Raw genomic sequence first — 11,721 nt, 5'->3', positions numbered from 1 at the left:
ACCTTGCCAAGGTTGAGGTCGCGAGTTCGAATCTCGTTTCCCGCTCCAAATTCGATGAGGGAAGCACACCATGCTTCCCTTTTTCGTCAAAGTGAATGGCGCGATAGCAAAGCGGTTATGCACCGGATTGCAAATCCGTTTAGCCCAGTTCGACTCTGGGTCGCGCCTCCATCGAACTAAAGCAACTGCTCGACGGCAGTTGCTTTTTTTTCGTTTACACACTTACGCACAGTTTCTGAGGTTATTTGAGGTTGCTTTGCTCATGCGGCCGGGTGCAGCAGCCAGGCTACAACTTGCTGGGCCTTGCTGTTAATTTTTACCCCAGCGTACTGAAGCCTGCTGCACGCATCTGCTTTTTAGCGCTGTAGGGGCCAGGACGCTGCGGTAGGGCTAAGAATTCATCCGTCCTGTTTAGGTGCCAGTCAAGTACGCACTTTGTCGGTTAAAACGACAACTTTACGTGAGGGGTTGCGTCCGCGCACCCTCGACTGGATAGTTGAGAAGTTGGTGCGTGAAATCGGCTTAAAACTGAATGGGGCAGGGTGTAAGCGCACTTTGAAATCGCTGCTCAACACCTCTGCCGCTATTGAGCTTTTGCTGTTACGGACAAACCCTTGCTCATTAAGCAGATGGACATCTCTGCCGTAGTGATAGAAATTTGTTACAGCAAGTTTACTGCAAGGGGGTGAAAGCAGGAAAGTTTGCCTGAGGAGATGAGATTGATTTCTGTTTTGAGAAATGTATGATGAGCAACACACTACATCGTCTTAACCAACGCCCTACAAAAGGTACAGAAGTGAAAACAGAAATTAAATCTATATTAGTGACATGTGCGACTGCGCTTCTTGTAGCTTGTGGTGGCGGTGGCGGTGGCGGTCTAACTGGTTTCACACAAAACTATTTGGCCTCTGCTTCTCAAGGTGAAGTAATCACATATTCTGTCAACACCACATTAATGACTTACGAATATAAAGTCATTAAAAGTCAATATGGCTGTGAAGTGCCAACCAGCAACTGCCATTCGGGCAGTGGAACACTCACTCGAAATTCAGATGGCACTTACACACCATCAGGGTCGGCAGACACAAAGATCTTCGCTTTACAAAATGGTCTTTTAGTTGGCACAATTAAGTTAGGAACCATGCCGGCTACACCGCTGATAGGTATTCCAAATCCCATAGACACTGCTGAAAAACTTGCTGGCACTTACAACTACAATTCTGTTCAATGTCCTACAAAATCTAATGGCATGATGACAGGATGTGCGGGTGGGCACGGGTCTTTAACTATTTCTGCGGTCAGCTCAACAACTATTTCGTACAACATTTGCGTTTCTGCTGATATCGAAAATCCGAATCGAGTGTGTTCATCAACTTCTACGGGTACGGGTACTTTGGACCCTGTTTACAAAAAATGGAAGTTTTACAGGACAGGTTCAACGCAAGAAAATTATGCAGTAGCGTTCATTTCCAAGAGCAATCAAAAAGTAGCTTTTTTAGACTTCAATGATCTAGGTGGTTACGGTTACGGTCAAGCAGCACTCTCAGAAAAAGTTGCTGCTGTACCAGCTGATTTACAAAAGAATCTTGGGAAATGGTTTATGGTGTCATTAGTACCGGGAGCAAACTCAGGCAATGCGGTTGTTACAGTTGGGAGTGATGGTGGAGTAACGACTGTTCAGCCTGACGGAAGCGTTAGTACTAACACAGCGATTCCGAATACACCGTGGAATGGTTTTTTTAGCTTCACCAATGAGCCTAACACTCGGGGACTGATGGCAGGAGATGGTTTATTTAGTATGTCCTCTCCGAATGATCTTTCGGGCAGAGCAAAATACTTTATCGGTATGAAGATGGATTAAATCTGTTGAATATTTACAAACAAAACAACATGCGCATTTAAGTGCTCCGTCAAACCCAGTCTACACACTATCGATTGGTTTATGCGGAACGCTGAAGATACTAGTGGCAGATTCAATTGCACTATTAAAAGTGGCTGAAGGTTGGGGGGAGGGTCACATTTAAAAACGGACACCCGGGCTGACTGGTCTCATTACAAAAGGATAATTCCTGAATTGATGACTTCCATTTCAAGTCTAAGGAATCTTTTCATGCTCAGACTTATTAGCGCCACACCCAGTCCCTACGCACGCAAGGTGAGGATTGCACTGATAGAAAAAAATATTCCATTTGAGTTAATTACAGAAGTCCCATGGAACCAAGGTGCCATTACTGAACAGCACAACCCTCTTGCCAAACTACCCGTTCTGATTCTTGAAGATGGCAGCAGCATCTTTGACTCGCGGTTTATTCTGGAATATTTGGAATTAATCTATCCCCAGACGCCACTGCTGTTTAGCGATGTACCTGAAAGACTGATGGCGAAAAAGTTGGAAGTTTTGGCGGACGGCATATGCGATGCGGTGGTACTGGTGTTTTTCGAGCGAATGCGCGGCGACAACGCAAGTGCTGAATGGACGGCTCGGCAAGTGCACAAGGTCGAGGCTGGGGTTTGTGAGTTAGCGCGACTGATCGAGCAAAGTCAATATGCTGTGGGTGATAAGTTCGGACTGGCTGATATCGCCGTAGGTTCAGCACTTGGGTACTTGAAAGTGCGTTACAAAGAGTTTGACTGGCAGAGCTTGTACCCCGCCTTAGCCAACTACTTGACTAGCCTAGAGCAGCGACCATCATTTCAGCAAACGCAACCTTATCCTCAAGCCATAAGCGATAAAGTGGTTTGAAACCTTAACTGCTGTCAAGCAAGATGGCTCAGAAATAAAAAAGGCATCGCATCATTGCAAGTCCTTAATTTAATTGGCTCCTCGACCTAGGTTCTAATTCACGACTCAAAAATTAACAGTCCGCAGCGCTTCCGAATTCATTTGCGCAGCTTCCTCAGCACAGCAAACCGCACGTAAATGATTGGCCAAAAATCAAGTGCTAATAAAAAATTGCAATTACACGTTTTATTACACGGTGGAAAATAACCGCGTAACCTATTGATTTATATAGATAAATCTAGGCGTACCTACATTGCAAATCCGTTTAGCCCAGTTCGACTCTGGGTCGCGCCTCCATCTAAATAAAGCAACTGCTTCACGGCAGTTGCTTTTTTGACTTGGATGCTGCTGAGAGAGGCTAGGCAACTTTGGTGAGCGGTCCCGCACTGAAGCATCGTGCCAGCGTGGCAAACGCCGCCTCAAACAACAGCGCCAGCGCGGCCGCAGGCAGTGCGCCAGCCAGCAGTAGCTCGTGGTCATTCAACGCCAGGCCGGTGACGATGCGCTCACCCAGACCGCCAGCGCCTATAAAAGCAGCAATGGTGGCCGTACCGACGGCAATACTTGTCGCGGTTCGAATACCCGCTAGCACCAATGGCAAGGCCAGCGGCAATTCAATCAGGCGCAGGCTTTGCCAGTGTGTCAGGCCCAGTGCCATGCTGGCCTGCTTGAGCCCCGCCGGCACCTCAGCTAAACCGGTGCAAGTGTTGCGCATGATGGGCAATAAGGCATAGAGCGTCAACGCCAGCATGGCTGGCAGGTAGCCAATGTGTTCGACCCATGCGATCAGCACGGCCAGCAGCGCCAGCGAGGGTACGGTTTGCAACAAACCGCAAAAACCCAGCAGCACCCCGCGCACACGCGCATGCGGAGCCACCAGCATCGCCAGCGGCAAACCGATCAAGCTCGCCAACCCCACCGAGGACAAGACCAAATTCAGATGCTGCAATGTCAAGCGAGGCAAATCAGGGCCCAACAACTTATCCCAAAAACTCGTTGTGGTTTTGACTGTATCTGCGCCAGTTGATAGGTGCTCTGTAGCAATCACCTCAAAGCTTTTGCCTTGCAGCTCGGCCTTGGCGTTCATGGCAATCATGGCTGGCTCGTCGATGCTGCCGGCCAGACCTTGTAACGCGCGCCAGGCGGCAGGGAAGCGCTGGGGCACATCGAGTCGGTATAAAACGACCGCGTCATAACGCGGAAAATGCGCGACATCGTCTTGAAGGACGACTAGGCCCAAATGAGCAATCTTGGCGTCGGTGGTGTAGATGTCAATCACATCGGTCTGACCGCCACTCAAAGCGTCGTAAGCCAGGCCATGGTCAAGACCGGTCGGCTGCTGCGGCAGACCGTAATGCTTGGCCAGGCCGGGCCAGCCATCGGCGCGGCCAATGAACTCATTGCTCAGGCCCAAGCGCAGCGTGGGATGGCCGACCAAATCTGACAGCATTCGCACACCCAAGGCTTGCGCCCGATCGCCCCGCATGGCCAACGCATAACCGTTGTTAAAACCCAAGGCGATGTCAACGCCCAGGCCCAAGGGTTTGAGTTGCTCACGCATGGCGGCCAGGCTAGATGGCGTCTTGTTCTTGAGAATTTCTTGGTCAATGGTGCCCGTATATTCGGGATACAGGTCAATGTTGCCGGCCTGCAAAGCAGCGTAGACGATCGCCGTGTTACCCAGACCGGCCAATACCTCGACTTTGTTTGACTTACCACTTGGCACGGCCGTTGCAGTTTGAGCGGTTTGCGCCAACACATGGGCCAAGATATAGGACTCGGTAAAGCGCTTGGAGCCAATGCGCAAAACTTGATCGTCGCCCCAGCTTGTCGTGCTGGCAAGCACAAGGCAAATTGCCGACAGGAACTTTTTGATATGCATGGGACTGATAGGAAAGTCAACGAGCTTACAACCAGTATTGCACAGCGATTGGCCTCGTGAAGCTGCGGCTGATCTGGTCATCTAGTCGAGCCACTAAAAATTTTGGGTATATTCATCTTTAATTTATTTATGGATTGCATCAATGTCGCATCTCAACCGATCAAAAAACTTGTTCTTGTTATTCGTGTTCACTGGTGTCATGGCTTTCTCTGCTTTGACACACGCACAAACTCCAACCACGCTGCGCGTAACCACCATTCCCGAAGAGGCGGCCACCGAGCAAATTCGCAAATTCACACCCTTGGCCACTTACCTAGAAAAGCAGCTTGGCATGCAGGTGCAGTTCACGCCTGTGACCGATTACCCAGCTGCTGTTGAGTCATTGGTCAACAAAAAGGTCGACTTGGTCTGGTTCGGTGGTTTCACTTACGTTCAGGCCAAGCTTCGCTCAGGCGGCAAGGTGGTCCCCTTGGCTCAGCGCGAGGAAGACACCAAATTCCAGTCGGTGTTCATTGCCAAGACCGATTCAGGCATCAAAACCCTGAACGACATGAAGGGCAAGCAAGTCTCATTTGGCTCACAAAGCAGCACTTCGGGTCACGCAATGCCTCGGGGCGTTCTTGTGCAAGCAGGCATCAACCCTGAAAAAGACTTCAAGCGTATCGCCTACAGTGGCGCGCACGACGCGACCATCGCTTCTGTGGTCAGCGGCAAGGTCGATGCCGCCGCGCTCGACATCACCGTCTGGAAAAAGTTCGTGACGGAAAACAAGGTCGACACAAAAGACGTCAACGTTTTCTTTACGACGCCAACCTTCTTCAATTACAACTGGTCAGTGCACTCTGACATGCCAGTTGCACTGCAAGAAAAGATCAAAGCGGCTCTGTTGGCCCTGAACCCGGCCAATCCCGAACACGCCGAAATTTTGCGTCTGAACCGCGCAACCCGCTACATTGAAACCAAGCCTGAGAACTACAAGGAATTAGAAGCAGCCGCTCGAAATTTGGGTTTGCTTTGAAGCAACAGAGTCGACAGGTTTGAACATCAGCCTACACAGCCTTGATGCGCGTCATCCGGCAGCGCCCAAGGGCGCACCCGCGGCCTTACGTGAATTAAATTTGCAGTTTGCTGCTGGCGAGCAAGTGGCCATTATTGGCCCTTCTGGCGCAGGCAAGACGACCTTGTTGCAGGTGCTGGCCTGCGCACAGCCGCCCACGCAGGGCCAACTTCAATTGGCCGGGGTGAACCCTTGGACTTTGTCCGCACGGGCCTTGCGCCGTTTGCGCGGCCAGTTGTTTTTGGCCCCGCAGGTGCCGCCACTGCCGCCGCGCCAACGTGTGGTGACCTCGGTGCAGGCGGGGCGTTTGCCTGCCATGGGTTTGTGGGCCAGCTTGCGATCGCTGTTTTACCCGACGGACATTCCGGCCGCTTACGAAGCGCTGGTGCACTTTGACTTGGGTGACAAATTGTTTGACCGTGTGGACCGTCTCTCGGGCGGTGAGCGTCAGCGGGTGGGCCTGGCCCGCGCCCTGTTGGCTCCGGCCAGCCTGTGGCTGATCGATGAGCCTTTGTCAGCGCTCGACCCGATGCGTTCCCGCATGGCCATGTCTGCGTTGGTGGATCTGGCGCGTGAAAGGCAGGTCACGCTGGTGGCCACGCTGCACCAAGTGGATAAGGCGCTGGCGCACTTCCCACGCATCATCGGTCTGCGTGATGGGCAGCTGGTGTTTGACTTGCCCTCTGCACAAGTCAGCCCCGAGCGTCTGGCGCATTTGTACGATCAGCATGAGCACGAGTTGCGCGGCGAGACCTTGCCTTTGGCTTTGACAGAAGTTGCATCCGCATCACCCGCGCCCGTGGTGATGCACTGCCGCTGAGGCGGTCAGGTACTTCCATCCACGCGCCCCGCAGATGTCGCTCGCTGTTTCCCCTTCGTCTGTAGACCGTCCCTCCGGTATGCCGCCTGTTCGCCCGCACACGCAAGCACCTTCGCGCGACCCCGCTTTTGCCGGGCGTGTGTTTTGGATCAGCTTGGCGCTGGTGCTCTTGTGGCCTTTGGGTGTGGCCACCGAATTCCGTTTGTGGGTGCTCTGGGAGCCCGAGAACCGCAAAGTCACCGCCAACTTTCTGAGCAGCTTTTGGCCGCTGGTGCACAACGCCGAATTCATGCAGATGGTGGTGCGCGAGACTTGGCGCACCGTGGCCATGGCGACTGCGGGCGTCACGTTGGCGCTGGTGCTGGCTGTGCCTTTGAGTTTGTTGGCCACGCGGGTCTTGTCACTCTCGGCCTTGTTTGGCCGCATGGACCGCTGGCCAGCCTTGCTGCGCTGGTGTGTGCGGGCCACTTTGATTGTGCTGCGCAGCATTCCCGAACTGATCTGGGCGCTGGTGTTTGTGCGTGTGGTCGGCTTGGGGCCCACGGCGGGCGTGCTGGCCATCGCGCTGACCTACGGCGGCATGCTGGGCAAGGTGTACGCCGAAATTTTGGAAAGTGGCGAAAGCCACGCCACCCAAGCCCTGATGCGCAATGGCAGCGGCCGTCTGCAAGCCTTTGTGTACGCGCTGCTGCCCAGTCATGCGGCCGAGCTGGCTTCTTACACGGTGTACCGCTGGGAATGCGCCATCCGTTCCTCGGTGGTGTTGGGCTTTGTGGGCGCGGGCGGCTTGGGCCAGCAACTGGACAACTCGATGAAGATGTTCAACGGCGGTGAAGTGGCCACTTTGCTGTTGGTGTTCATTGCACTCGTGGCGCTGGCCGACCGCGTGAGCGCTTGGCTTCGAAAGGCCTTGGCATGAAGTCTTTTTCACGCGAAGCGGCCAACCCGCCATGGAAACTGCCGCCGCCCCTGTTCAATGCCCGCTGCCGCGCCTGCTGGTTCACCGCCGCCCTGCTGGTGTTGGTGGTGGCCAGCTTTGTCTCGCTTGACTTGGATTGGGCGGCTTTTGCGTCCATGGAAGCGGCGCGCAGCATGGGCCGCTTTGTGGCCGAATTTTTCCCGCCCGATCTGTCGCCCGTGTTCGTCAGCAAAGTGGCTTGGGCCGCTTGGGAAACCCTGGCCATGTCGGCGCTGGGCACGATCATTGCCGTGGTGCTAGGTTTGGCGCTGGCCGTGCCCGCCAGCCGAATGTCAAGCCAAGACCCTGCATGGGTGCGCAGCCCCACACGCTGGTTGCTCAATGCGCTGCGCGCCATTCCTGAATTGGTGTGGGCCGCTTTGTTGTTGATCTCGGCCGGTTTAGGCCCCATGGCGGGCACTTTGGCGCTGGCTCTACACACCAGTGGCGTGCTGGGCCGCCTGTTTGCCGAGGCCATGGAGAACGTGCCCACTGGGCCGGGTGATGCCTTGCGCACTCAAGGCGTTGGCCCGCTGCGCGTGTTCTTTTACGCCACTTTGCCGCAGGTCTTGCCGCAGCTCATGAGCTACACGCTGTACCGCTGGGAAAACAACATCCGCGCCGCCGCCGTGCTGGGCGTGGTGGGGGCTGGTGGGTTAGGGCAGTTGTTGTCCTTTCACATGGGTCTGTTTCAAATGAACAAGACGGCCACTATTTTGGCGGCCATGCTGCTGATGGTGGCGTGTGTGGATACGCTGAGCTTTGGTCTGAGGCGGTGGATGAATCGTTGATTCACAAGTCGATTCAAAAATGTGGTGACCACACAACCTTAATATTCAATGAGACTTTGATGCAAGTAAAACAACCCTTATTTTTCGACACTCATCAAGAAAACAAGGATGCAGATATTCAAGAACTGATTCAAGGTTTACTTTGTCCTCAGGCTACCTTATCCCCAAAGTATTTTTACGATGAGTTGGGGTCTGTGTTGTTTGACGCAATTACCTTGCTGCCTGAATACTACCCAACGCGTGCCGAGTTAGAAATTTTTGTTGATCAAGCAAACGAAATTCATGCGCAATTCCCCAAGCAAGCAACATGGGTTGACCTGGGCGCTGGCAACTGTCAAAAAGCTGTTATGTTATTTACTCACACCATGCCAGCAAGCTATGTTGCTGTGGATATTTCAACGAAATATCTCTCTAATAATTTAAAAGATCTGCAGGCCAAATACTCAGAGCTCAATGTGGTGGGTTTAGGCATAGACTTTTCAAGTTCGCTGACATTCCCAGAAACGTTGAAAGAGCAAATGGCAGGGCAGCCATTGCTTGCCTTGTATCTTGGCTCAAGTTTGGGAAACTTTCATCCCACTGAGGCGTTCTACTTTTTACAAAGATTAGCTGATCTTTGTAAAACGGGTCAACCTGGTTCAGGGCTCATCATTGGAATTGATTTGGTCAAAGACTCACAAACACTTGAGCGTGCCTATGCGGATGAGTTGGGCGTCACGGCTGCTTTTAATTTGAATGTGCTTAGACGTGTTAACAGTCTATTGAGTTCAGATTTTGACCTGCGAGATTGGCAACACTTTGCTCGCTTTAATGCGCAAGAGTCGCGAGTTGAAATGCACTTGATCGCCAAGCGAAATTTGGTTGTTAATCTTCAGGGACATCAACGAGCATTTAAAAAAGATGAGTCTATTCACACTGAAAACTCTTACAAATGGTCTATCAAAAATTTCTCAGATCAACTGTTGAAATCAGGTTTTACAAGCGTCAAGCACTGGACTGACAGCAAATCGCACTTCGGTTTATTTTGGGCTAGCTTGCATTAAACCTATATAACTTTTTTGAATTTAAAGTAAGCAAGTTCTGAAACCTGAATAGATATCGCTGCGATCAGGCGTAAAGAAATTCCGATAATTGATATTCCGCAAAACGGAATGCGTCAAGTGCGAGGCACCCCTCAGAACTTTATGTGTTCCGAACCAAGGGACTGAATACTCGGTGTAAGGGTGTGGCACAAAGCCGCTAAAGGGTTCAAATGCGTCTTGCGTCCATTCCCAAACACTTCCCCATTCAAAACTCGTCAGTGTTTTAGCAGCGCAATCCCACTCTGCCTCTGTCGGTAAGCGGCATTTGGCCCAGGAGCAATAAGACTGAGCATCAATCCAAGACACATGAACTGCTGGTGCATGCTTATTTAAAGGCACCCAACACCCGAAGATTTGAGTTTCAAAGCCAGCGTGCGATTGTCGAATGTAATTTGGAAGGTGGTAGCCCGTCGCTTTTACAAACTCCAAATACTGTGCCCAAGTCACAGGTCGAAGGGAGATTTCAAACTCTTGAAGTGCACAGGTTTTTTCACCCAGTTCGTTGTCAAAGCAAAAAGACACGTCTTCAACCAGTGAGTTGGAGGAAGGGTCCTTTGAACCGAGGCTCCAATTTTGCGATGGCACCCGAACTGTTTGTTTTTCATCCTTTTGTGTTGGATAGGTCAGAGCTTTTGAGGCGGGCGTTAGTGCGGGCTGATTCCAATGTGCTTGAAAGGGCATCCCAAGGGACTGCGCCATGTAGGCGCTAGCCTCAAGGTGCATCGCCTCATGTTGCAGAACCAGCCAATAGAAATAGAGGGCGGGGCTGTGGTCGATTTCGTTGTGCAAGAGCTCAAGTGTTTGAGCCAAATTTTGCTCTGCATATTGGATGCAATGTTGGGGCGTAAAAAGTGACAATGCCCAGCGTGTCGAGTGTGGAACCTTGGCGCTGTCAAACCACCGATCAGCCTCTTTGAGAAGCGACGCTTTGCGTTGTTGTGCACCACTGCTGGCGAGTCCCTGCGAGCGTTCTAGATTTCGAGCAATCCAATATTCTTGAAACCACACCAGGTGACCCAGTTCCCAGACGGGCAGATTCATGCCGGTTTTTAAGGGAATGGAGAGTTTGTCTGCACTCAAATAGCATTCAAAAGCGATGAGTGTCTGTTTGCGAAGTTGTTGAAGAGCCTTTGACAGCGTCAGGATATTGACTTGCCGCATCAGTTTTCTTGTCCTTTTGGTTATCCTTGACCACTATTTATGAACCAAGCTCCCAAGACAAAGGAACTTCAAAAAAAGTTTCTAAAAACTGAAACGCCAAGCGTTCATTCGGTCAAAAAAACAGTTGTCATTGTAAGTCCCGCCCTAGCCAGCGCAAACAACGGCAATTGGCAAACAGCTAAACGCTATGGTCAATTTTTGAAGACGCATTTTCGGGTTCGAATTGTTAGCGAATGGGACGGCTCAAAATCAGATCATGTGTTGGTGGCTTTGCATGCGCGTCGAAGTTTTCCGTCGATCGCCGCATGGCACGCAATGCATGGTGACAACGGTTTAGTCGTGGTACTGACAGGCACTGATTTGTACCGTGATATCAAACAAGATCCGCAGGCCCAACAGTCGCTCGAATTTGCCAACCATTTGATAGTTTTGCAGCAACTGGGAATTGATGAGTTACCTGCGCACTTGCGATCTAAATCTGCGGTTGTTCTTCAGTCAACGACATCACGCGTGACTTTACCTAAAACAACGCGTTGCTTGCGGGCTGTGATGGTGGGTCATCTGCGCGAGGAAAAATCGCCGCGCACATTGTTTGAAGCTGTCGCCTTGCTATCGCAGCAAAGTGATATTCACATCCAGCACATTGGTGCAGAGCACGATCAGCTGCTTGCAAGTATGGCGCATCAAACAGCGGCGCTGTATCCCCAGTACCGATTCACAGGCGCTCAAACCTACCCTGAGACTCGCCGTCAAATTCAGCGCTCCCACGTGCTGGTTCACACGAGCGTGATGGAAGGTGGTGCGCATGTGTTGATGGAGGCAATTTGCAGTGGCGTTCCTGTGATTGCGTCTCGCATTTCAGGAAATTTGGGGATGCTAGGCGAAGACTATGCAGGTTTGTTTCCAGTGGGTGACGCAAAGGCGCTTGCTGAGATGCTCATTCGTTTTCGGCATGATTCTGAATTTGTACATCTGTTGAAGTCGCAATGCGCTCGCAGAGCGCCTTTGTTCTCAGCTGAGTACGAACGAAAAGGCTTGCTTACAATCATCGAAAATGCCATTTCAGCACGACATTAGTTTTATTTTTCCGTTTTAGTCATCCCTTTTTTTGCATCAAAAAATGAATATAAATCTCTCTGAACCTCGGTTGACTTCTCTCTCGCACGGCGGTGGTTGTGGATGCAAAAT

10 protein-coding genes and 1 tRNA gene are annotated in these 11,721 nt (G+C 51.6%); 9 read left to right on the top strand and 2 right to left on the bottom strand.

Annotated features, from left to right (window positions below; all coding sequences use genetic code 11):
- Window positions 1-97: 97 nt before the first annotated feature.
- From V7Q41_RS13175 to V7Q41_RS13165, 3 genes are all read left to right on the top strand, one after another.
- Window positions 98-171, top strand: a tRNA-Cys gene (locus V7Q41_RS13175).
- Between the two features lie 571 nt (window positions 172-742).
- A complete protein-coding gene (locus V7Q41_RS13170) occupies window positions 743-1,861 on the top strand; it encodes a hypothetical protein (protein ID WP_333846409.1) in 1,119 nt (372 codons plus the stop codon).
- Between the two features lie 249 nt (window positions 1,862-2,110).
- Window positions 2,111-2,743 carry a glutathione S-transferase family protein gene (locus V7Q41_RS13165; protein ID WP_333846408.1) on the top strand — a complete coding sequence of 211 codons (633 nt, stop codon included), beginning with the start codon at window positions 2,111-2,113 and terminating at the stop codon, window positions 2,741-2,743.
- Window positions 2,744-3,140: 397 nt separating this feature from the next.
- Here the strand turns inward: V7Q41_RS13165 and V7Q41_RS13160 are convergent, their stop codons facing one another.
- Entirely contained in the window at window positions 3,141-4,664 is a 1,524-nt protein-coding gene (locus V7Q41_RS13160) for an ABC transporter permease/substrate-binding protein (protein ID WP_333846406.1), read from the bottom strand.
- 142 nt (window positions 4,665-4,806) lie between these two features.
- Here V7Q41_RS13160 and V7Q41_RS13155 point away from each other — a divergent pair, with 142 nt between their 5' ends.
- The 5 genes from V7Q41_RS13155 to egtD all read left to right on the top strand — a co-directional run bounded on the left by V7Q41_RS13155 (window position 4,807) and on the right by egtD (window position 9,333).
- On the top strand, window positions 4,807-5,682 hold the full coding sequence (locus V7Q41_RS13155) for a putative selenate ABC transporter substrate-binding protein (RefSeq protein WP_333846405.1): 876 nt from the start codon (window positions 4,807-4,809) through the stop codon (window positions 5,680-5,682).
- A 19-nt stretch (window positions 5,683-5,701) separates the two neighbouring features.
- Complete coding sequence (locus V7Q41_RS13150; RefSeq protein WP_333846404.1) at window positions 5,702-6,541, top strand: phosphonate ABC transporter ATP-binding protein; 840 nt, start codon at window positions 5,702-5,704, stop codon at window positions 6,539-6,541.
- Window positions 6,542-6,620: 79 nt separating this feature from the next.
- A complete protein-coding gene (locus tag V7Q41_RS13145) occupies window positions 6,621-7,460 on the top strand; it encodes a PhnE/PtxC family ABC transporter permease (RefSeq protein WP_333846411.1) in 840 nt (279 codons plus the stop codon).
- Complete coding sequence (gene phnE / locus V7Q41_RS13140; protein ID WP_333846403.1) at window positions 7,457-8,290, top strand: phosphonate ABC transporter, permease protein PhnE; 834 nt, start codon at window positions 7,457-7,459, stop codon at window positions 8,288-8,290. Before V7Q41_RS13145 ends, phnE begins: the two co-directional genes overlap by 4 nt.
- Before the next feature lie 59 nt (window positions 8,291-8,349).
- Window positions 8,350-9,333: an L-histidine N(alpha)-methyltransferase gene (egtD, locus tag V7Q41_RS13135; protein ID WP_333846401.1), complete on the top strand. Its 984-nt coding sequence runs from the start codon at window positions 8,350-8,352 to the stop codon at window positions 9,331-9,333.
- 21 nt (window positions 9,334-9,354) lie between these two features.
- Here the strand turns inward: egtD and V7Q41_RS13130 are convergent, their stop codons facing one another.
- Window positions 9,355-10,533 carry an SUMF1/EgtB/PvdO family nonheme iron enzyme gene (locus tag V7Q41_RS13130; RefSeq protein WP_333846400.1) on the bottom strand — a complete coding sequence of 393 codons (1,179 nt, stop codon included), beginning with the start codon at window positions 10,531-10,533 and terminating at the stop codon, window positions 9,355-9,357.
- Between the two features lie 39 nt (window positions 10,534-10,572).
- On the opposite strand from V7Q41_RS13130, the gene senB reads away from it, so the two are divergent.
- Complete coding sequence (gene senB, locus V7Q41_RS13125; RefSeq protein ID WP_333846399.1) at window positions 10,573-11,610, top strand: selenoneine biosynthesis selenosugar synthase SenB; 1,038 nt, start codon at window positions 10,573-10,575, stop codon at window positions 11,608-11,610.
- Window positions 11,611-11,721 lie beyond the last annotated feature (111 nt).

Origin of the sequence: Limnohabitans sp., from assembly GCF_036804465.1 — a bacterium.
In the GTDB taxonomy this organism is placed as follows: Bacteria; Pseudomonadota; Gammaproteobacteria; order Burkholderiales; family Burkholderiaceae_C; genus Limnohabitans.
This window is presented reverse-complemented; position numbering and strand designations above follow the sequence as displayed.

Bases quoted from the DNA above. Each gene is read 5' to 3' on its own strand.
- V7Q41_RS13170 (WP_333846409.1), top strand. From the start codon at position 743: ATGATGAGCAACACACTACATCGTCTTAACCAACGCCCTACAAAAGGT.
- V7Q41_RS13165 (WP_333846408.1), top strand. From the start codon at position 2,111: ATGCTCAGACTTATTAGCGCCACACCCAGTCCCTACGCACGCAAGGTG.
- V7Q41_RS13160 (WP_333846406.1), bottom strand. From the start codon at position 4,664: ATGCATATCAAAAAGTTCCTGTCGGCAATTTGCCTTGTGCTTGCCAGC.
- V7Q41_RS13155 (WP_333846405.1), top strand. From the start codon at position 4,807: ATGTCGCATCTCAACCGATCAAAAAACTTGTTCTTGTTATTCGTGTTC.
- V7Q41_RS13145 (WP_333846411.1), top strand. From the start codon at position 6,621: ATGCCGCCTGTTCGCCCGCACACGCAAGCACCTTCGCGCGACCCCGCT.
- phnE (WP_333846403.1), top strand. From the start codon at position 7,457: ATGAAGTCTTTTTCACGCGAAGCGGCCAACCCGCCATGGAAACTGCCG.
- egtD (WP_333846401.1), top strand. From the start codon at position 8,350: ATGCAAGTAAAACAACCCTTATTTTTCGACACTCATCAAGAAAACAAG.
- V7Q41_RS13130 (WP_333846400.1), bottom strand. From the start codon at position 10,533: ATGCGGCAAGTCAATATCCTGACGCTGTCAAAGGCTCTTCAACAACTT.
- senB (WP_333846399.1), top strand. From the start codon at position 10,573: ATGAACCAAGCTCCCAAGACAAAGGAACTTCAAAAAAAGTTTCTAAAA.